Genomic DNA, 20,967 nt, shown 5'->3' on the forward strand with positions numbered 1-20,967 from the left:
CTTTCTGGAAACAGTTTCATTCCTTAACCGAAAAGATCGCTGCTTAAGTAACGATCACCTCTGTCGCAGGCAATAAAAACGATCAGTCCTGAACTCAGTTCTTCCGCTAACCTTAGCGAGCAGGCCAAAGCACCGCCACTACTCATTCCGGCAAAAATCCCTTCTACTTTCGCCATTTTTCTGGTCATTTCTGTGGCTTCCGCCTGAGAAACATCCATGACACGATCTACTCTCGAGGCATCAAATATCGCCGGTAAATATGCTGCTGGCCATCTGCGGATTCCCGGGATAGAAGATTCTTCTGTTGGCTGACAACCCACAATTTGTATCTCTGGGTTTTGTTCTTTTAAGAACATAGAATTCCCCATAATACTCCCTGTAGTCCCCATTGAGCTCACAAAATGAGTGATCTGTTGGTGGGTATCTTTCCAGATTTCAGGACCCGTAGTTTTATAATGTGCCAGATAGTTGTCTGGATTAGCAAATTGGTTCAACAAGTAATAGCCTTCCTGTGCTCCTTTTTCTTCTGCATAATCCCTGCAAACTTCTATCGATTCCAGTAAAGTTACTTTTGCACCATAAGCCTCCATAGTAAGCGTACGTTCTCTCGTCGAGTTTGATGGCATCACCAATTCTATTTCTACCTCAAAAATACTGGCAATCATGGCCAACGCGATGCCGGTATTGCCGCTGGTGGCTTCAATAAGTTTTGTGCCTTTATTGATATCCCCGCGTTCCATTGCAGAACGAATCATGTTCAAGGCGGCTCTGTCTTTTACGCTTCCTCCAGGATTATTTCCTTCCAGTTTTGCAAAGATCTTCACATTCGGGTTAGAATGCAGTTTCTGAATCTCTACTAGTGGGGTATTTCCTACAAATTCTATGATGTTTCCCATGATGTTTAGTCTTTTTGTTTGGTCTCTATTACTTTAATGGAGGATTGGTGGTAAACTGTGGAGTGTGAGGGCACGCTTTTCGTTAACCATACATTCCCACCGATGATGGAATAATCGCCGATAATGGTTTCTCCGCCTAAAATCGTTGCGCCGGAATAAATGATCACATGGTCTTCGATGGTAGGGTGACGTTTGGTGTTAGCCATATATTTTTCAACGCTCAATGCACCAAGGGTTACGCCCTGATATAACTTCACATGGTGACCAATCACCGTAGTTTCTCCGATTACGATACCCGTTCCGTGGTCAATGTATAAGTATTCACCGATTTTAGCTCCCGGATGAATGTCAATTCCTGTCTGAGAATGTGCATATTCAGTCAGTATTCTCGGGATTAAAGGCACATCTGAGATCTGTAAGGCATGTGCAATGCGGTACATAGAAATCGCCAGAAAGCCCGGATAACTTCGAATGATCTCAAACTCACTTTTTGCCGCAGGATCTCCAGTTAAAATGGCCGAGATATCAGTATTCATTTTCCTGTATAATTCAGGAAGTGCTTTGAAAAAATTTTTAGCAATCAATTCATTATTACAGTCTTTACAGGCTTTTGTGGCGTTTAATAGCGCGGTTAGCTCTAACTCCAGCGCAGCAAATTGATGCTGAATTTCTTGCAGCGTATATTTTGGAGCAGTAGAACGCTCTGGGTACACCATATTCATCAGATTGGTGGCCCATGCGGCAATGACTTCATTCGAAGGCACTACTTCTACACGGTTTTGTTTATTAAAAATATGAAGATAAAATTCTTCGCTCATCTTAGATTTTATTACTGTTTTGTTTGAAATTGTAAAGGAATGAAAATTATTACAAATAAAAAGAGGAGATAACTGATTTTAAGCGAGAACCTGTCCTTATGACTTTAGGGTTAACAATATTTAAAGCTATATTCGCGTAGAATCTATTCACATTAAAGCTATTTCCCTGAAATATGTCCGAAGCATTTGAAATACTATATTTCTTCAATACCCCTTTCAATTCCTTAGTCGAGATTAAACGACGCAATTTTGATTCAGAAAGTGATCCTTCCAAGGTGTTTTTCTGGATTCTTTACGAAAAAAAGACCCACAGAATCTATCCTTTGCAATTTATTTCCATGAAGGATGAACATTTAGTCCAGGAACGCGTTTTCAAACAAGGAACTTTTTCTTTCAATGAGGAAGAAGGTACTTTGTTAAACAGCAGTGATAAAGCAAAAATGGTCCTGAAAAGGATGCCAAGTGCAACAATGACTCGATTATTGAAAATCAGGATTGAAGAGTTTTTGCTGACACTCGATAAACAAACAGAAAAACAATTAGAAAAACTACTATAGTATGAGAAAATGGCTCTTGATATTATTCCTTCTTCCTGTTGTATTTATAGCTTGCAACAGAAAAAAAATAGTTAAAATAGAAAGAGACATTAGTATTACCCCTACTAATTCCGTGACCAGACTGGCAGTAGACAGTCTGCAGATGGAGCATTATATTACGGAGCAAAAGCTGACCGATAGCGCGGCCCAGTACCTAAGAAACTTTTACAACAGCAGGAACTTTCAGTTTGCCTGGCTGGCTGAAAAAGGATTAACGGAGCAGGCCCGCGTATTTTATCAATTGAATAAAGACTATGTAGATAATTTCCGCGACAGTTCCCTGCTGGATGTGAGTCTGGATCAAAAGATGGAACTGATGATGAAAGAGGATACCACTTTCAAAACAGCCGATAGCAGTCTGGTGCATCTGGATTTGCAGCTGACCAGCCATTTCTTCAATTATGTGGCTACTGCCTATGAAGGAAAAGTTAACCCAGAGGTGATTCAATGGCATATTCCTAGAAAAAAGCTGCGTACTGTAGCTTTGCTGGACTCCTTAATGAACAATAAAAACCTTAGAACGGATGATTGGGAGCCTGTAAATCAGCAATACAAAGCCTTAAAAAAAGAACTGCAACGGTATTACGGCCTTCAAAAAGAGGGAAACTGGAAAACAATCCCCATAGGGAACAGGAAGAAATACCAGCTGGGTGATACCGGTCTGACGGTAAGCCTGATCAAACAGCGTTTAATCGCAATGGGTGATACGCTGACAAAAGACAGCTTGGCTAAATTCGACCAATCGCTAAAAACAGCCGTAAAAAAGCTGCAGCCACTATATGGACTTCGAAGCACCGGATCGGTCGATCCGGCTTTACTAAAAGAATTAAATGTTCCCATTGAAAAACGTATTGAACAAATACTCATTAATCTGGAACGCATGCGCTGGATGCCGGTCATGCCTTCAGGAAAAATGATTCTGGTTAACATTCCCGAGTACCAGCTTCATGTTTTTGAAGACCACAAACAGGTACTGAACATGGGTATTGTGGTAGGTAAAGCGGCTAATAAAACGGTAATCTTCAGCAATAAACTGAGAAACATTGTGTTCAGCCCCTATTGGAATATTCCTGCCAGCATTGTTCGTGCAGAAATTCTTCCGGCAATGAAACGCAACCGTAATTATCTGGCGAGCAAAAACATGGAGCAAACTGGAACCAGCAATGGCCTTCCTATGGTTCGTCAAAAGCCTGGGGATAACAATTCACTGGGGCGCGTAAAATTCCTTTTCCCCAACAGTTACGACATCTATTTCCATGATACGCCTGCAAAAACATTGTTTGCAGAAGAGAAAAGAGCTTTTAGTCATGGCTGCATCCGATTGGCAAAACCAGTTCAGCTTGCAGATTATTTATTGGCTGATCAACCGGGTTGGACACCGGAAAAAATAGCGAAAGCGATGAAAAGCACAAAAGAGATCTGGGTAGCCTTGAAAAAACCTGTTCCTGTCTTTATCACCTATTTCACCGCCTGGGTAGATCAGGATGGCCGATTGAATTTCAGAGATGACATTTATGGTCATGATCAGAAGATGGCAGAGCAGCTTTTCCTTGCTGCTAAATAACTGTAATCAGAAACAGCATCTGCTATTTGCCCTGTAAAAAAACAGGGCCAAAAAAAAACTGCCCTTGAGGGGCAGTTTTCACAATTTATATTGAGGAAATTTAAATCACCTTAACATTTACTGCATTAAGACCTTTACGACCTTCTTCAACATCATAAGAAACTTTATCGTTCTCACGGATGTCGGCTAATAAGCCAGTTGAATGAACAAAGATTTCACTTTCGCCCGAGTTTGGAACGATGAATCCGAAACCTTTAGTTTCATTAAAAAATTTTACTACTCCTTCTTGCATTGTATTTTTTATTATAATTAATAGGACAAATGTAAGTATAAATAATTGCAATACAGTTATTTCATCAAATATAATTTTACTAGTACCTAAATTTCATGGTAATATAGGGGTAATATCCCTCTTTAGAGTGGGCAAGCTGGGCCTGAACCACGGTTAAAATGGCAGGCGCATAATACAATCCACCACCATAGCTGTAATGCCATACATTGGAGTCATCTTGCTTCATCCACACCCTCCCAGTATCAAAGAAGGCTGTTATTCCAAATTGTCCGGGTAAAATGTATCCACCAACATTGGCGAGTTTCGTCCGTAATTCCAGGTTATTGTAGACACTATGCTGCCCGCCAAAACGGAAAGAACGGAAACCTAATAAATTTCCTTGTCCGCCGATATAATTCGACTGATAAAATGCTTGATTGCCAAAAATGAGCCCAGCTCCCGTTCGATTTGCCAGTACAAAACGCTTAGAATTTCCTATTTTCTGGTAAAAAGTATAGCTGGCCAGCAACTGTACAGAAGATTCCGCAGCCGCATTTAAGCCCGTATAAAAACGCAGTTTCGCATCGATCAGGTTCCCGGACGAAGGCAATACTTCATTGTTCCTGGTATTCCGGGTAAAACCAACCTTCAAGCCGGTGTACCATTTATCCTGGCTGATCGTTGCGCTATCCGGTGAATGCAGCAAATCAGTATTGCTGATGAAGCGATCGTTGTTGTCCTCCCTATTGTAGCGATAATACTGAAAGGTAGGTCCGGCCGTCCAGGTGTTTTTATGGTCATGCCATCTTAAAGCAGGGTCAAACTCATACAAACTAAACCTGGCTCGATAATATAATATATACTCTCCGGTTTTAAAATAAGGTGTTTCATTCCCTAAACCAAAGAAATTCTGCGAGTTTTCAGGCGCAAAAGCACTGGCCTGCAATACAATATCAGCCTTTCCTAAGGCTTGAAACCATTCGCTGGAATAGTTAAAGCTGAAAGCTTTGCTTTTAAAAGCGTGCAGGAAAGAAAAGGAATGTATATTTCCGAAGGGCAGTTTCCTAAAACCAGGACTCATTATTTTATAAGATAAGCCCATAGAAAGGCCGTCATCCGCATTAAAACCTGCATTCAGCAAGGTCATATTTCTAGCATACAGGTCTGTAGGCACGTAATGTGTATTATTGGTGTCATTGGCCAGGTGTTTAATTAACCTGGAGGAAGCGCCGGAATAAGTAATCCCCTCTTCCATTCCATAAAAAGGCACCTTGCCTCTGGCCGCTGCAATATCATAATGCTTGTTACCTTCCCCATTGACCATTCGGATTCGGATATTGGAGTTTTTGTTGTTGAGCATTACACGATCATTCCCATCCCTCACATATAATCGGATTTCTTTAGTCACCAAAGGATCGTAATTCCTGTTAAAGAAAGTTTCCCCAGCCTTACCGTTCTTATCCAGTTTTTTTAAGTTCACCGTTAAGCCTGCAGCGCCATGGTCACTTATCTGGACCAATTCATTCTTGTTGCTGCCTTGAATGTCCACTATGCGATTCATAAAATGATAATAGGTCTTCATCATTTCCGCTAAACTTTTTCTTCTTTCTTTTAGCTGAGCCAGTAATTGATCGTGACGGAGGGAATAGCTGGGTTCCGGCAATTTCTTTAATGCATGTTCAAAAAGCTCATCCGTCATCACTGCAGAAAACTCCTGAATGATCCTGTCCCACTCTTCTTCTCCCATCGTGCCCAGGATGCGTCCATACATACTCCTGCCTTCCCAAAAGAACCAATTGATATTTTGAATATTTCGTTCATAACCCTGAATCATAGGAAGCAGCCAGGAAACCTGAGCAAACCTAGGAATCAGGCCCTGTGAAAGGTAGTACACCATGTCACGATCCCGCGGAACCACTACATAACGTGTACCCAGAGCGGTCTTTTCTGGAACCCAGCGCCATTGATCCTCATGCCTGTCCCAATCTCCCAATAAATAATCCAAAGCTTTTGCTTTCAGCATTAATGCCGCATCTACTGAATTGTTATGGTGGTCATTTAACTTTCTCAGCATTTTTTCGGTAGGATCGGTATCCCCTTCAGGTTCTCTTTCTTCCAGCAGACAAAGACTATTTTCGAAAACCGGGGCAAACTCTCCTAATGCTTCATCTGGAACCACCCAGCCAATCATAGGATTGCTATGCGGGATGCCTATCGCATCCGCAAAAACAGGCACCACTAAGGCAGAAAAAGGATGTTGTGCAGACATATTATCTTTCACAATATCTTTTGCAAAAGTAGCCTGTAGTTCTAAAGGAAGTAATACTTCAGGATATTTCTCTACGGATCGCAATACCCATTCCTTCCCTTGTTTATCCTCCATTCTTAGGGAATGTGTTTGATTCCCACCCCCTCTTTTAATAGGTGTTAACCCTCCTTTTATCTGAGAAAGGCGAATGACAGGCACTTTGGTACTGTCTGCATATTCCTTCCGATAGTTCTCGCCAAAAAGAAAGCGATGAAACTTCCCTACTCGATTGTATTTTGGATAAATACTTACCTTTAAAGAATCCTGTGCCTGGGCGCAAATACCCGCAAATATCAACGTAGAAAAAAGTAACTGTTTTACCATATTTGCTGCTTTATATCTATAGTTTTTTTATCATTACATCTTTTTGAAATGCCTTGAAATCCAAATCGCAATCATCCATCTCACCATTTTTTTCCTCCTTTTATATGCTTTGTTAAGATAAATAAAGATATTCCTAAAAACCCCTATCTACTCTTGATCTGTGTTAAGAAATGAAATAATAATGAACAAAAAAAATAAAAGGCTGTTCAGCTAATCTTCCGATATTGAATGGATAGAAAACCAAAACACCAATTGAATTGTTTTGGGGAAAATTAACTCGACTCCTCAGGATTCCTAGGCATTTCACAAAAATCTGATTTACAATAGCAAATACCATGAAACAGACGCAATTACCTCCAGAATTACGATATCCCAACTGCCCGACCATGGATCCGCAGCTTGTAGAGGTGCTGACAGCTTTATGCTTTCAGAAATAAGAACCAGTAGTATCTGACTTATTATTTGTTTTCGGATCTAATATAAAACACCAAGAGATTGCAGAAATAATTTCTCAACTCATCGACAATAACCTGGTGGATCAGTTTTACATTACTTCCAGAAAGGCATAATAAACAGCCTATTCTTTTGGAAACACGTTCCAGGAATATGCTCGAAAATATTATCGAAGCATAGCAGCTGTTTTCCTTTGAAAAGATAAAAATGATCAGTTTCATTTGCCATACTTACGCCAGCAAAAGAGCGGCTTTGACCTTAAAAAGTTTTTTTCCAAATGCGAGCATCCATTGCATCTCAGTTGCACTCCCATCAGATCGCATGGAATACCCAATAACTGCAGCGTATTGGTTTAAAACCAAATACGGACAAAGTCTGATTCTTGGAGAATACCTTAGACTGATCACTTATGGAAATCGGGGAGATTACAAGTCGAAAATCCCTACTTAAACACCTCTCCTGCTGCTGCTCTGACATCAAAATTTAAATAAGAATTCAATTCTTATTTGAGCAATTGAGGAAATCTTTGCACCTTCGTAACACAAAAACCTGAGAATTATGTATCGTAGTATTGAAGATTTCCTGACTGAACGTAAAGAAGAAGAGTCTAATACCGTCAAACTATTTTCCAACCTTACAGAGGAAAGCAAGTCAGTAAAAATTCATGAAAATGTACGTTCTCTGGAACGCCTGGCATGGCACATCACCCAAACACTGACAGAGATGGGGAAAAATGCAGGCTTATTTGAAACCGACCTTTTACATGAGCTTCCAATTCCAGCAACACTTCCGGAATTGATCAAAACTTATGTTGATTATAACACTCTGTTAATGCGTACAGTGCGGTTAAAGTGGACAGATTCAAATCTCGATGACCTGGTCAACATGTATGGCGAACCATGGAAAAAAGGAAAAGTTCTATCTGTGTTAATTGTACACGAAAGCCACCATAGAAGCCAGATGACTGTCATCATGAGAATGCTGGGCCTCAGCGTACCCGGAATATACGGCCCTTCAAAAGAAGAATGGGAAAGCATGGGAATGCCTCCTATGGACTAATTCTGCACATTTAACAAGGATCATCAATCGGTCACCTGCTTTAAAAATGTTTCAGCAATTTTCCCATAATCTTTATTAAAATGATGGTCTCCTGGAATGCTGAGCACTTTTAATCCATTTTTCACGAAAACGCCTCGAATTTTAGCCCCTTCCCCTGTTCCAAAAATCGATACCGGAACCAGAGGCAATAAATTTTTCATTTCTGGGATCACCTTATAATTATCTTTACTGCTGCTAAAATTGAACAGGTCCACCAAGTGAATCTCAAAATCCGCAGTCACATCCGGAGAAAGTGAGATCACGCTTTTCAGCTGGCTTTTCAGATGAGCAGGCAACCTATTTGCGACAAAGGGAACAATAGAGGCACCAAAGGAATAACCGGCCAAAATAAAGCTTTCTTTACCCAGTTCTGAGAGGTAATGTTCCAGTGCCAGGCTCAGTTCTTTGGTGGTCTGATCGGGAGTCTTCGCCTTCCAGAAATACTTTTGTGCATCCAATCCAAGCACAGATAGGCCCTTTAAAGCCAATTCTTCCGCCAGAGACTGATCAAAACTAGTCCAGCCACCATCACCTGAAATCATAAACACCATCGGTAATTTATTCTGCTGATGGCTTCGTATTAGCGTTAAGGGCAGATCCCCTTTATAAGGGAGTATAGCGGCTTGATTACTTGCTGTTTTGTTTTCTGCTGCCTTTCGCTCGGTAAAACCAGGCGACTTTAACATCCTATTGAAACCATCACTCAGGGGGGCTTTCCAATCTTCTGCATTTAAAAAGCCATGCCCTGCATTGGGCAAAGCAACCAGCTCAGTCATTGGCATTCCTTTCAAAAAAGTCTCCGTTGCCGGAAAAGGGCAAGCCAAATCTTTCTTGCCATTGATCACCAGCAACGGAGCGGTCAGGCCATTTGTGCGCCCTAACAGATAAGACACTCCTTTTTTTATAGGCTTTTGGTTTAAGCCATTTCCCATGCATAAAGGCTTGTTGATATGGATATCAGGGGAGAAACCAATTGCAATTCCTCCTTTAAAGGTATTTGCAGGTGCCTGTACCAGAATGCCATAAATCAGTGTCGCTCCGTAAGAATAGCCCATTAAGACCGGCTTCAGGTAATTTGGAAGTTTATACTTCTTTTGAATGGATAGACTTAATTCTTCAAAATCTGCCGCAGGATATAAACAGGCCGCAGCCATTTTGGACATATAATACTCATAATGACGGGCATCTATTCCGAGCACCAATGCGCCATCATCGGCTAGGTTTTTAGCCATATTGACCACTACATCTTTCCAGCCGCCATCCCCGGAAACGAATAGAACAACGGCAACAGGTGCATGCTGAGGCTGATAAATAGTAACCTCTCCGAACTTACCATAAGAAACCTGATCAATCTCCAATGCTGAAACCGGTTTACTAGTTAACAATAACAACAAGATAAAGACCAATACCGGTTTCATAGGCTTTAGGGTTTAATGACTTTCGTTAACACTGTGGGTACCTGTAATAAATCGTAATCATGGTCGTAAATCAGGTACCTGTTCTGCCATTCCGGAGCAAACTTTTCTTTTGATGCACGCAGACCTTTATAATGTGAAAATGACCTGATCTTTTCATAAGCAAACTTCATGGAGCGCTCTGGAAAATTATGTGGGTCAATTAGCCCCGACATCGGTGCAAAGCCGAGGTTTACTTTCGTAAAGCCTTCTGCTTTCAGGTGCTGAAAAAGTGCCACCATGATAAAATCAATAATCCCATTCGGCGCATCACTGGTTTTTCGGATCAGGTCGTAGGTACCTTCCCCCGCTGCATAATCAGGAATCACATTCATAAAAGCGACAATCTTTTCTTCTGCATTCTCCACGGTAATAATGGTTTGCCCCTTTAATTCTTCCCAGTTAAATATCCCTTGTGAAAACACCAGTTCCTCGCGGTCCATATCTTCCAGCCAACCATCTGAGACGGACTTTATTTTTTGCAGCAAGCCATCTTTGATAGGTGCCTCATATATTTTCGTCTGGTATCCCTGATCACTCACTTTTTTCAAGGCATTGCGAATAGATTTCTTACTTCCTCCTTCCAGAGAAAAGCTGGTCAGGTCTACCAATCCCTCCTGCCCTAGAAACAAGCGTTTTTTTCCTAAGGCAAAGAAATCTTCCAGACTTTCTTCCGGAACTCTGTAGTAAAGACTCTTCATCCCGTTTTCAAAGCAGTATTGGTCAAAATCTTTTATAAAAGCCCTCCGGTTTTCAATTGCCGTCACCGGACATTCCAGTACAACGGCAAAATTCCCCGCAATTCTGTAGGCTACAAAGCCTTCCATTGACTCCGAAAAATAAATCAATTTGTCTTGATAGGTTTTAAAATAATCAATCCCGGAATTCCCAAACTTTTCCAGCAACTGATTGGCCCTGTCAAATTCCGCTTCCTCTGTTTCATCGCGGGAGATATATGGCCTGATCAGTGTATAAATCAGGAATCCGATAGACAAAAAGCCGGAGATATTGATAGAATACAGAAATCCGCGGGCAAAATGATCCATCGGCTGCAGGTCATTACTGCCGATCAGGATAAAGTTCTCCAGGGTATAGCGAATAGATTGCAGCCAGCTGAAATCAATATTAAAATGCTTTTTATCGAGGAAGTAAAAGCCGATCGTACCATAAATCATGATGCCCAGGATACTGAGCAGCGTGGTTTGGATACCAAAAGACCTGAGCTTCGCGTTATTTCTAATGTAATATTCTTTCCTGGAAGTCATCAGAATGATCATCACCAGCACAGAAAAACCAGCTTCTTCATAGTCAATGGCCTTGCTGAGGTGTCCTACTAAGGAGAGTAAACAAAGCGCCATTGCGAAATACCAGGCCATCCGCAGCCCCTTCAGCATGAAAGCCGCAGTAACCAGTAGAAATAAACCGGCCACCAGTACAAAGTAATTGGAGGCCGTAATCGCTTCCATGGGGATAAAATCCTTTACAAAGCGCAATCGGGAATGAATTGCGGGAGTGAGTACGGAAACCACATTGATCACCCCTAATAAAAGTAAAAACAGCGCTGGAACCACCCGCATCAGCAGTTTATTGATCCGGAACAGGAAGCTCATTGCTCCGATAAACATCGGGATCCAGAACTCCATGAAGCGGTAAAGAAAAGTAATAGATACCGCTTGTGGAGCAGCAAATCCCAGTCGGATCAGGATAAAAGTCATAGAAGCTTCTACCGCTCCCAGCCCCCTCAAAAATGGAGAAATGATCAGGAAAACTACGGCGACAATATAACTGATCACCGCAATCATCCAGGAAGCAGGCAAATCTAAAGCCAGCATGGCGATGTAAATGTGGACAATCCCAACCAGCTCAATCAAACTGCTGTATAAAAAAGTAGCAATGAAATGCTTACGCTCAATCTGGTTGTTTCTAAATTCTGCTGCATAAACTTCAATCACCGGGATGTATTTAATGATAAAGCGATATAGCGACCCTCTTTGAATCACCGAACGGTATAAGAGGTAAATGCCCAGCATCAATACTATAGCGGCGATTAAGCCAAACCATTCCCCATAACCAATACTTCCTTCCAGGATAGCGTAGATAAATACCGGTATGGCAATCACCAATACCGATAAAATCCCTACAAAACCATAAATTGAAGAAGCAAAGTTGATCTGAGATTTACTGACGCCCTTCTGTTCAATCGGACTGCTAAAAAAAGCAAGTGAGGAGACGCCTCCGGCAGGTAAAAATACACTGATAAAATTACGTTTGAGAAAAAGTAAAGTACCGTCGCCGATAGAAATCTTACTGGAAACTGCCGCAAAAGAGGATCGGTACATCATCCCGTGGATAAATACGTACACAATGCTTAGGACGATACCGATCAGCACCCATACCCATTTGGCTGTACTGAGCAAATGCTCTACCTGCCTGATTTCCCCGCGCTCCTGCTTTATGAACCAGATAGCCAGCCCAATAAAGAACAGACTAAACACATAACTGGATATAATTTTACCATTCTCCCGTAAAAAGGGCACAAAGAATTTAAATCGCTTCATTATATTGATTGGATAATCCGTATCGGTCTTACCTAAATATACGGCTTATCCAGAAAATTAACATGAAGAAATCTTCATACTACGAAAATTAGAAAGGCTGACCTTCCAAAAATTCAATGACCTCCCCATTCGGACTATAGACTAAAGCATTGCGGACACTTACCGGAGGATGGCCGAGGGACAAATTCATTGCTGCGATATATGGACTTGCGCCCGCATGTAAACAACGCTCATAAGCAGCAGCAGCATCCACTACGCTCATTGCCAGGTGTAATAAAGCACCGGTTTTGACCGCTTCTCCTGCTTTCGCTGCCTCCCCTTCCATTGGCACCTCCGCAGCACCATCAAAGATTTCAATAAAGGTCTGTCCGTCCCAGGATTTTATCATTGCTGCCTGTTTGATGTTAAACTCCGGCAAAGTCCAGGTATGAACTACAGAAAAATCTAATGCATCTGTATAGAATTGCAGTGTTTTCTCGAAATCCTGAGCACGAATAGCTAAGTGGTGTAAACCTTTAATTTTACTGCGTTCTGTCATAATTTCTATTATTTTTATCCAAATTTACAGCAGAAAAGACCTAGAAAACGACACTTACAAAATTGTAAGCTCATGAGGAAAAACAGTTCAACCAATTACGAAAACGAGCAGGTATTACATGATTTCTGCGACGCTGCATACACGCTATCGGTATTGAGCGGCAGGTGGAAACTGACAATTCTCGTGAAGTTAATGGAACAGGATTTAAGATTTGGGGAAATTAAACAGATGATTCCTAAAATCACAGAGCGGGTATTGGCCTTACAATTGAAAAATCTGGAACAAGACCAGCTGATCCTCAAAATACAGCATAAATCAGATCCTAAAGCACCCGTTTATCGCTTAAGTTTAAAAGGAAAAAGTCTGAAACCCCTGATCAATAGCCTGGCAAAATGGGGAGAAAAGTATAAGTGATGCCCGTCGAAACAGTCCATCACTTAAACCTAATTTTCTTATTTAATGGTTTCTTTAACTTCTCCGCAAGTTAACATCGATTCTCCATAATATGGGTTCTTGATGTCTTTCTGGTTGCTCAGCCAGGAAGCGCCTTTATCGTTCATCGCCATTGGACAATATTCCACATAAATTTCACCACCAGTGACACCGGAAGCTTTTGCTCTTTGAATAAAGTCATCACTCAAAGCAGCATACGCTACCCTTTGCACTTCAATATCAGTCGCATCGCCAATTTTGGCGGTCAATGCCAATACCCCTGCTGGGTTCGACAATTCCTTTGCCCCTAACTCGATGGCCTGTGCAGCCACTTTTGCTTCTGCCACATCACCATTCGTCAAGGCAGTAGTCAAATGAATATAATGGGGATATACTGCATTCAGTTTATCGTCTTTTAAGGTCACTTTACCTGTTTCTGCGACTACAGCAGTTTTATCTGCAGTAGCGTGATCATGACCTTCATGAGATTCTGCTGCAGGTTTCTGCGTATTTCCGCAAGCCGAAAGTAGCGTGGCTGCAGCAATGGTAATGGCTAAACTTGTGATTGTTTTCATGTAATTGTTAATTTAATTTTAAACCTTCTATTGGATTTTTTCCTTTTTTCAAAATGTATTCACTGTACAGCAGGTAGGCTCCGGTAACCACCACCTGCTCTCCACCGGATAAACCTGCAGTGATCTCTACTTGATTGTCGTTCTCCTGACCGGTAGTCACGCGTTTTGGCTCAAAACTGTCTTTTCCTTTTTTCAGCCAAACATGCATGCCTTTCCCATCTCTGATCACGGCATCTACTGGCAAAGTCAGGGCGCTGGATTTCTGATTTCCTGTGGGTACAAAAACATTGGCCTGAGCACCCGGCTGCCATTGCTGATTTGGGTTTGGAATACTCCCCCTGATCTGTGTTAACTGGGTACCAGAAAGCAGAGCAGGCGTGATAAAATCGATAGTCATTTCCTGAGGCTGATCTTCCCAGCCCGGGATCAGCACTTTCACTTTCTGTCCTTCTTTAATACTGCCTGCTTCATTTGGATAAACATCTGCTTCCACCCATAATTCCCCATAACCTTCCAGCCTCATAATTGGGCCGCCTTCCGCAACATACTGACCTGGTGTAACAGAGATTTCTGCCACTAATCCACCTTGCGGGGCAAAAAAAGTCACATAAGGGTTTTTCTTCTGACTCGTCAAGAGCGCATGTAATTGCCCTGGAGATTGTCCATACAGCAACAGTTTCTGCTTGGCAGATTCCAGCAGCTGCTGTTCAATTTTATCCCCTGGAAATTGCTTTTGCTGTGCTACCGCCATCAGGTATTCCTGCTGCAACGCCGCTAATTGCTCTGAATACAATTGATATAGCGGCTGTCCTTTTTTCACACGGACACCAGTTTCACGCACATATAATTGTTCAATTCTTCCTGCAATACGACTGGAGATATAACTACTCTGCTCCGGGTCGATCGTCAATCTACCGTTCAATTGCTTAGTTCCGCTCAGGCTGTTTGCCCCAATAATTAGGGTGGAAATATTGGCGAGGAGTTGTCTTTTCTCATCCACTTTCAAAGCTTTATCATTGCTATTCTTTTCAAAAGGCACTAAATCCATCCCACAAATCGGACAAGTTCCCATTTCTTCCTTGATCACCTGAGGGTGCATCGGACAAGTATAAGTCTGTTGTTTTGCAGTAACTCCAGCTTTCGTTTCCTTCACCTCGCTTTTACAAGCGGCAACGAATATTGATGGAACCAGGGCAATCATGGCAAACCGTTTTATAAATAATTTCCGTTCCATATTTTACTGATCCTTATTTTGTGTCATTTTAATAAAACTCTCGCTATCTACCAGATAGGCGGCATTTTTACTGATATTCCAGCCACTGATATCTTCCTTAACCTGTACTTTTCCCGCAATGTTGATTCCTGCATCTACCACCTTCGGGATGAACACATTCCCTTCTTTTTTAAACACTACGCGCTGATTTCCCAGGGAGAGCACTGCTGCTTCGGGCAGCCACCATGATGCTGATAATTGTACCGGAATCCTCGCCGTCACCAGCTGACCAATCTTAATCTTTTGATGATTTAAATAAGCCCTGGCAATCGTAAAATTCTCCCCGTTCTTGAAAGTTGGCTGAATTAGGCCTATTCTCGCGGTTTGACTTCCGGATTTATCCGAAGTTTTATAAAAGACAAACTTACTGCCTACCTTCAAATGGGCTGCCAATGCTGCTTTCAGGGAGAATTCGGCCAGGAGCTGATCCGAGCTGTATACCGTAAAAAGAGAGGCACCTGCACTAACATACTGCCCTTCTCTTAATAAAACGGGCGAATTAACCGGTGCTGCAGGGCTGGTTGGTGTTGCCGCTGCTGCTGCATCGCCAGTCATACTGCCCATTCCGTCGCCGCCTGCAGGTGCAGCTGAAGAAACCGTTGGACTTACAATGGCGGCAGCGGCCGATTTCTCCAGAATATAGCCAGAAACATTGCTGTATATAGGAATGCGGTAACTCGGTGTACCACGTTTCAGCAAAGCACTGATTCCGGAGGAAGTCATGCCCAATAATAGCAGGCGCTGTTTTCCCTTCTCCAACATCAGCGGATCATTTCCAGTGCGGTAAATGAACAGCAATTCCTGCTGAGCAGCAGCCAGATCCGGCGAATAAATCTCCATGATCAGCTGCCCCTTTTTTACTGGCTGATAATTATACTTAATCCATAGCCGCTCGATTCTTCCTCCGATTTTACTCGAAATATTATGCTGATTTCTCGTGTCATAATTAATGATCCCCTGCACCTCTTCCGTAAAGATTCTACTTCCATATTCGGCTTTGATCACTGGAAGAGCAGACACCACCTGCTCATTTGAGGGTTTCAACAAATGAGAAAGATTGCTGTCTATATTTACCGTTGCGGGGTCATGATGACTATCTACTTTCTTTTTCTCTTTACAGGCGCTCAACACCAGCATACTGATCGCCGCCAATCCCATAAAAACACGTAGGTTCCTGCCGGGCTTAACGATATAATTCTTTCTCATAATCTACGATCATTAAATAAAGTTTCAATTTTTCATCCAATACATTGGCCTGCATCATGGTTAAAGCTTCCCAGGTACCCATCACTTCCGGTAATTCCATCTTGTTTTCGCGATAACTCAGCATACTCACATCCATGGTCTTTTTTAGGGTTGGAATAATGGTTTTTTCCATGGCATCGATCCGCTTTTGCATAGACTGAATCTCATACTGCATCCCGTACAGCATGCCTTGCGTTTCCTGAAGCATGGCCGCTTTTTCTTTTTCCATCGCCAGCACTTCATATCCCATCCCTTTCACTTCCGATTTATACATTTTAGAAGACCAGGGTGCGATTGGAATACTCACCATCCCCATGACGCTATAAGCTTTAGGCATCATTTTCGCTAATGGCGACATGTGGTCAAAGCGCAGTTTAAAATCTGGCTTAGCCTGCTGCTGCATGGCTTCAATATTCAATTTCATCGATTGAATACTGTAATCCATTTTCTCAATATCCTTCCTCACCATGGCCAGGCTCGCTGTATCAATCGCCGAAGCAGGCACATAAGTAGGCTGGTAAGTAGAATCAATAGCAAAATCCATATTTCCAGGATTGTTCATCAAACTGTTTAACCAGGCTTTAGATTTCGCCATATCCCCTTCCATCATGCGGATCATATTTCTATTCTCTTCAATTTTGGCGGTAGCGCGATAAACGCCGCTCAATTTTGATTGGTTGAAAGGATACCTGATCTCTTCCACCTTTTTCATAGTTTGCATGATCTTCTCATTTTCTTTCAAAACCGCAATTCTCTGCATGGAAACCAGCCAGCCAAAATACAAGCGCTTGGCTTGTGCTTTGTATTCATTGAGGGTGACTCCTCTGGTCGCATTTTCAACCTTGCCCTTTGATTCAATAAACTTTTTATTGGCTTTCAATTTTGCAGGATTAGGAATTTCCTGTTCCAGCTGCACCATAATCGAGCCTTTATCCCCCTCATCCATGATCTTCTGACCAGGATATGGGGTCATAAATGTACCAACACCAACCATCGGTGCCATCCATGCCGTTGCCGCATTGGCCGTATGCCTAAAGCTTTCTGCCCTCAGTCCGTAAGACTGCAAGAGCAAGTTGTTCTTGTCAATTCTTTTCAAAATGGTATCCAGAGAGAGCATGGGCTTCTCCTGCAATACTTTTTCCTGCGATGCCATGAACTGCGCCTGTGAAACTTCATTTTTCGGCTGCGAAACTGCTGGTTTTTCCTGTGCTAACGCAGCAAAAGGTAACAAAAATACCCATGCTGCTATTCTTTTAATGGTGTACATCATGAACCTCCAGTTTTCCATATTTTCTCAATTCATATTCTTTTGACATCAAAAAGATCAGTGGTGTCACCAGCAAAATGTGCGTAGAAGAAGTCAATACGCCACCAATCATCGGTAAGACGATCGGCTGCATCACATCCACTCCAACTCCCGTAGCCCATAATACTGGCACCAAGCCAAACAGCGATACACAAACCGTCATCAGTTTTGGTCTTAATCTCCTGGCTGCACCAAAAATCACATATTCCCTCAGGTCTTCTTTAGTGATCGTCTCACTGGAATTCCCTTTCAATTTGATCAACTGTGCCATGGCATCATTGAGATAAATCACCATTACAATACCCGTCTCCACGGCAATTCCGAATAAGGCAATAAAGCCGACAGCAACTCCTACAGATAGATTTACGCCCCAGAAATAAATCATATAAGCTCCGCCAATCAAGGCAAAAGGCACCGTAATCAAACTTAGGAAAGCTTCCCTGATGGATTTAAAAGCGAAGTATAGTGAGAAGAAAATGATCAGCAATACCACTGGTGCAATCCACATCAGCGTTTGTTTACCTCGAATCAGGTTTTCATATTGTCCGCTCCATTCCAGGAAATAACCTTCAGGAAGCATCCCTTTCTCCTTATTCAATTTCTCCATGGCCTCCTGAACGGTACTGCCCAAATCACGGTCTCTTACGTTAAACATCACTGCTCCGCGAAGAATCGCATTATCTGAACTGATCATCGGCGGACCATCTTCAAACTTAATGTCGGCAACAGCTGATAAAGGCACCTCGCCAAAACCTTTCGATTGAATCGGAATCCGTTTAATCTGCGCTACACTATTCCTATATTCCTGAGCCAAACGCACACTGATCGAAAAGCGCTGACGCCCTTCGATGGTATTCCCGATCGTTGCGCCACCCAATGCCGTTTCTACAATCTGATTTACATCATCTACATTCAAGCCATAACGTGCCAGTTCTTCCCTTTTTACGTCGATAGACAGGTATTTACCTCCAGTAATCGGCTCCACAAAAAGGTCACTTACCCCTGCTGTCCCCTCCAAAGCCGCTTTTACACGTTCAGAAACGGAGGCAATTGTATCCAGGTTTTGTCCGAAAACCTTAATTCCCACATCGGTACGAATCCCGGTAGCCAACATATTGATCCTGTTGATGATGGGCTGCGTCCATCCATTTACCACCCCTGGGATCTGCAGTTTCGCATCCAGTTCAGTGATGATGTCTTTCTTCGTCATCCCTTCCCTCCATTCACTTTTCGGTTTCAGTGTGATGATCGTTTCAATCATACTGATTGGCGAATTATCAGTTGCTGTATTAGCTCTGCCCGCTTTTCCAAGCACTTTATCTACTTCCGGCACCGACTTAATAATCTTATCCTGCACCTGCAAAATTCTTTTCGCTTCTGCATTCGAAACATCAGGCAAAGTCACCGGCATAAACAAAATACTCTGCTCGTCCAATGGTGGAATGAACTCCGTTCCCAAGTTTTTCAATAAGGGTATCGTGATCAGTAAAGCAATGATATTGATCGCTAAAGTTGTTTTCCTCCAATTCAGCACTGTTCTGATCACTGGCTCATAAAACTTCTCTAATACCCGGTTAACCGGATTGGCACTGTCTGGCCTGAACTTCCCTTTCATAAAGAATGAAATCAATACCGGTGCTAATGTGATCACCAGCAAGGCATCCACGATCATAATAAAGGTCTTTGTAAAAGCCAATGGGTGGAACAGTTTTCCCTCCTGGCCTGTCAGCATAAATACCGGCAGAAAAGAAGTAATAATGATCACTGTTGCGAAGAATACTCCTCTCGACACCTGTTTACTGGATTTAGTGATGATCGCCAGGCGCTCCTCTTCCGTAATCCAATCCGGGGACTTACGAAATCTATTTTTTAACCACTTAATCATGATTCAGTTGTTTTTTGTTGTTCCTGCTCCCAGACCTGATAGCGCTCTGAAAGGTGTTTATAAGCATTTTCACTCATGATAATCCCATTGTCGACAATCACGCCGATGGCCAGGGCGATCCCGGTTAGCGACATAATATTGGAAGAAATGTCAAAAGCATTGAGTAGAATAAAACTGGCGGCGATCGTGATGGGAATCTGAATGATAATACTCACTGCACTGCGCCAGTGGAAAAGGAAAATGATGACAATAATTGAAACTACAATCATCTCTTCAATCAGGGTATGCGTGATGGAATCCACAGATTCTTTAATCAGCTCCCCACGGTCGTACACAATGTCGAATTTCACACCTTTAGGCAAACCTTTGGAAACTTCTTTCATTTTGGCTTTTACCTTATCGATTACTTCCGCAGCGTTTTCGCCATAGCGCATGACCACAATTCCTCCGGCACGCTCTCCTGCTCCATTTTGGTCAAAAATCCCCAGTCGGGTTTCTCCGGTCATCTGGACCGTTGCCAGATCGGAAACCCGGATTGGCGTACCATTCTGGTTCTTCACTGGAATATCTGCAATCTCTTTAATAGATTTGAGGTAGCCTGAGGTCTTTATGATATAGCCCATATCACTCATTTCAAACTTCCTACCTCCGGATTCGTTATTGTTGCTACGCACCGCCGCAATCACCTCCGGGGCAGTTAGTTTATAGTAAAGCAATTTATTGGGATCGATAGAAATCTGATATTGTTTCTGAAAGCCTCCGAAAGAAGCAATCTCACTCACGCCTGGCACGGTTTGCAGGGCAAACTTTACATACCAGTCCTGAATAGCGCGCTGCTCACCCAAATCCATATCCGGAGCATCCAGTGTATACCACAATACATGGCCTACACCTGTTCCATCAGGGCCTAACTGCGGCGCTACACCATCTGGCAAAGTTTTCGAAATCGTACTGATTCGTTCCAGCACCCGTTCTCTTGCCCAGTACACATCCACATCATCTTCAAAGATGACATAGATAAAGCTCATTCCGAACATGGAAGATCCACGAACGTATTTAATCTTAGGGATTCCCTGCAAATTGGTGACCAATGGATAGGTAACCTGATCTTCGATGAGCTGGGGTGAGCGCCCCATCCACTCTGTAAATACGATCACCTGGTTTTCGGACAGGTCCGGTATCGCATCGATCGGATTTTTCTTGACGGCATAGATCCCCCAAACGAACAATCCTAGAGACAATACCAGCACAATAAACCGGTTGCGCATGGACCATTCTATAATTTTATGTACCATTTTATATTATAAATTATAATGATGTTGAACCAACAAGATTTTAAAGGAATCAGGAAGGGCATCTGTAAATACAACTGC

General features: G+C 42.4%; 18 protein-coding genes. 5 read left to right on the forward strand and 13 right to left on the reverse strand.

Translation table 11 applies throughout. The annotated features are described in order from the left end of the window. Positions 1 to 23: 23 nt before the first annotated feature. Both cysM and epsC read right to left on the reverse strand, forming a co-directional pair. Complete coding sequence (cysM, locus tag H9X96_RS01160; protein WP_187664513.1) at positions 24 to 896, reverse strand: cysteine synthase CysM; 873 nt, start codon at positions 894 to 896, stop codon at positions 24 to 26. A 5-nt stretch (positions 897 to 901) separates the two neighbouring features. Further along, on the reverse strand, positions 902 to 1,714 hold the full coding sequence (gene epsC, locus H9X96_RS01165) for a serine O-acetyltransferase EpsC (protein ID WP_187664514.1): 813 nt from the start codon (positions 1,712 to 1,714) through the stop codon (positions 902 to 904). Positions 1,715 to 1,887: 173 nt separating this feature from the next. Between epsC and H9X96_RS01170 the strand changes: the two genes are divergently transcribed. Beyond that, on the forward strand, positions 1,888 to 2,271 hold the full coding sequence (locus H9X96_RS01170) for a hypothetical protein (protein ID WP_187664515.1): 384 nt from the start codon (positions 1,888 to 1,890) through the stop codon (positions 2,269 to 2,271). Position 2,272: 1 nt separating this feature from the next. After that, complete coding sequence (locus H9X96_RS01175; protein WP_187664516.1) at positions 2,273 to 3,874, forward strand: murein L,D-transpeptidase; 1,602 nt, start codon at positions 2,273 to 2,275, stop codon at positions 3,872 to 3,874. A gap of 100 nt (positions 3,875 to 3,974) precedes the next feature. On the opposite strand, the gene H9X96_RS01180 is transcribed toward H9X96_RS01175, so the two are convergent. Further along, positions 3,975 to 4,166 (reverse strand): cold-shock protein, encoded by a 192-nt coding sequence (locus H9X96_RS01180; protein WP_062549601.1) that lies wholly within the window; start codon positions 4,164 to 4,166, stop codon positions 3,975 to 3,977. A gap of 79 nt (positions 4,167 to 4,245) precedes the next feature. After that, positions 4,246 to 6,777 (reverse strand): BamA/TamA family outer membrane protein, encoded by a 2,532-nt coding sequence (locus H9X96_RS01185; RefSeq protein ID WP_187664517.1) that lies wholly within the window; start codon positions 6,775 to 6,777, stop codon positions 4,246 to 4,248. A gap of 660 nt (positions 6,778 to 7,437) precedes the next feature. On the opposite strand from H9X96_RS01185, the gene H9X96_RS01190 reads away from it, so the two are divergent. Next, on the forward strand, positions 7,438 to 7,680 hold the full coding sequence (locus tag H9X96_RS01190) for a hypothetical protein (RefSeq protein ID WP_187664518.1): 243 nt from the start codon (positions 7,438 to 7,440) through the stop codon (positions 7,678 to 7,680). Between the two features lie 108 nt (positions 7,681 to 7,788). Then, complete coding sequence (locus tag H9X96_RS01195) at positions 7,789 to 8,289, forward strand: DinB family protein (protein ID WP_187664519.1); 501 nt, start codon at positions 7,789 to 7,791, stop codon at positions 8,287 to 8,289. A 23-nt stretch (positions 8,290 to 8,312) separates the two neighbouring features. Here H9X96_RS01195 and H9X96_RS01200 read toward each other — a convergent pair whose 3' ends face one another. The 3 genes from H9X96_RS01200 to H9X96_RS01210 all read right to left on the reverse strand — a co-directional run bounded on the left by H9X96_RS01200 (position 8,313) and on the right by H9X96_RS01210 (position 12,878). Then, positions 8,313 to 9,746 carry an AcvB/VirJ family lysyl-phosphatidylglycerol hydrolase gene (locus tag H9X96_RS01200; protein ID WP_187664520.1) on the reverse strand — a complete coding sequence of 478 codons (1,434 nt, stop codon included), beginning with the start codon at positions 9,744 to 9,746 and terminating at the stop codon, positions 8,313 to 8,315. A gap of 5 nt (positions 9,747 to 9,751) precedes the next feature. Beyond that, positions 9,752 to 12,340 (reverse strand): phosphatidylglycerol lysyltransferase domain-containing protein, encoded by a 2,589-nt coding sequence (locus tag H9X96_RS01205; protein WP_187664521.1) that lies wholly within the window; start codon positions 12,338 to 12,340, stop codon positions 9,752 to 9,754. Positions 12,341 to 12,428: 88 nt separating this feature from the next. Further along, on the reverse strand, positions 12,429 to 12,878 hold the full coding sequence (locus tag H9X96_RS01210; protein WP_187664522.1) for a VOC family protein: 450 nt from the start codon (positions 12,876 to 12,878) through the stop codon (positions 12,429 to 12,431). Positions 12,879 to 12,950: 72 nt separating this feature from the next. Here H9X96_RS01210 and H9X96_RS01215 point away from each other — a divergent pair, with 72 nt between their 5' ends. After that, complete coding sequence (locus H9X96_RS01215; RefSeq protein ID WP_187664523.1) at positions 12,951 to 13,292, forward strand: helix-turn-helix domain-containing protein; 342 nt, start codon at positions 12,951 to 12,953, stop codon at positions 13,290 to 13,292. A 38-nt stretch (positions 13,293 to 13,330) separates the two neighbouring features. Here H9X96_RS01215 and H9X96_RS01220 read toward each other — a convergent pair whose 3' ends face one another. The 6 genes from H9X96_RS01220 to H9X96_RS01245 are packed head-to-tail and all read right to left on the reverse strand — an operon-like array spanning position 13,331 to position 20,889. Next, entirely contained in the window at positions 13,331 to 13,885 is a 555-nt protein-coding gene (locus H9X96_RS01220; RefSeq protein WP_187664524.1) for a DUF3347 domain-containing protein, read from the reverse strand. 7 nt (positions 13,886 to 13,892) lie between these two features. After that, positions 13,893 to 15,119 carry an efflux RND transporter periplasmic adaptor subunit gene (locus H9X96_RS01225; RefSeq protein ID WP_187664525.1) on the reverse strand — a complete coding sequence of 409 codons (1,227 nt, stop codon included), beginning with the start codon at positions 15,117 to 15,119 and terminating at the stop codon, positions 13,893 to 13,895. Positions 15,120 to 15,122: 3 nt separating this feature from the next. After that, positions 15,123 to 16,364, reverse strand: a complete 1,242-nt coding sequence (locus H9X96_RS01230; protein ID WP_187664526.1) for an HlyD family secretion protein — start codon at positions 16,362 to 16,364, stop codon at positions 15,123 to 15,125. Beyond that, the gene (locus H9X96_RS01235) at positions 16,342 to 17,691 is read right to left on the reverse strand and encodes a TolC family protein (protein WP_255430945.1); all 1,350 of its coding nucleotides are present in this window, start codon (positions 17,689 to 17,691) and stop codon (positions 16,342 to 16,344) included. Before H9X96_RS01235 ends, H9X96_RS01230 begins: the two co-directional genes overlap by 23 nt. Beyond that, positions 17,657 to 19,594: an efflux RND transporter permease subunit gene (locus H9X96_RS01240; protein WP_187664527.1), complete on the reverse strand. Its 1,938-nt coding sequence runs from the start codon at positions 19,592 to 19,594 to the stop codon at positions 17,657 to 17,659. The genes H9X96_RS01235 and H9X96_RS01240 overlap by 35 nt, the downstream gene beginning before the upstream one ends. Then, positions 19,591 to 20,889, reverse strand: coding sequence for an efflux RND transporter permease subunit (locus tag H9X96_RS01245; protein ID WP_187664528.1), 1,299 nt, complete (start codon positions 20,887 to 20,889; stop codon positions 19,591 to 19,593). Before H9X96_RS01245 ends, H9X96_RS01240 begins: the two co-directional genes overlap by 4 nt. Positions 20,890 to 20,967 lie beyond the last annotated feature (78 nt).

Origin of the sequence: Pedobacter sp. N36a, assembly GCF_014472395.1 — a bacterium.
Lineage (GTDB): Bacteria > Bacteroidota > Bacteroidia > Sphingobacteriales > Sphingobacteriaceae > Pedobacter.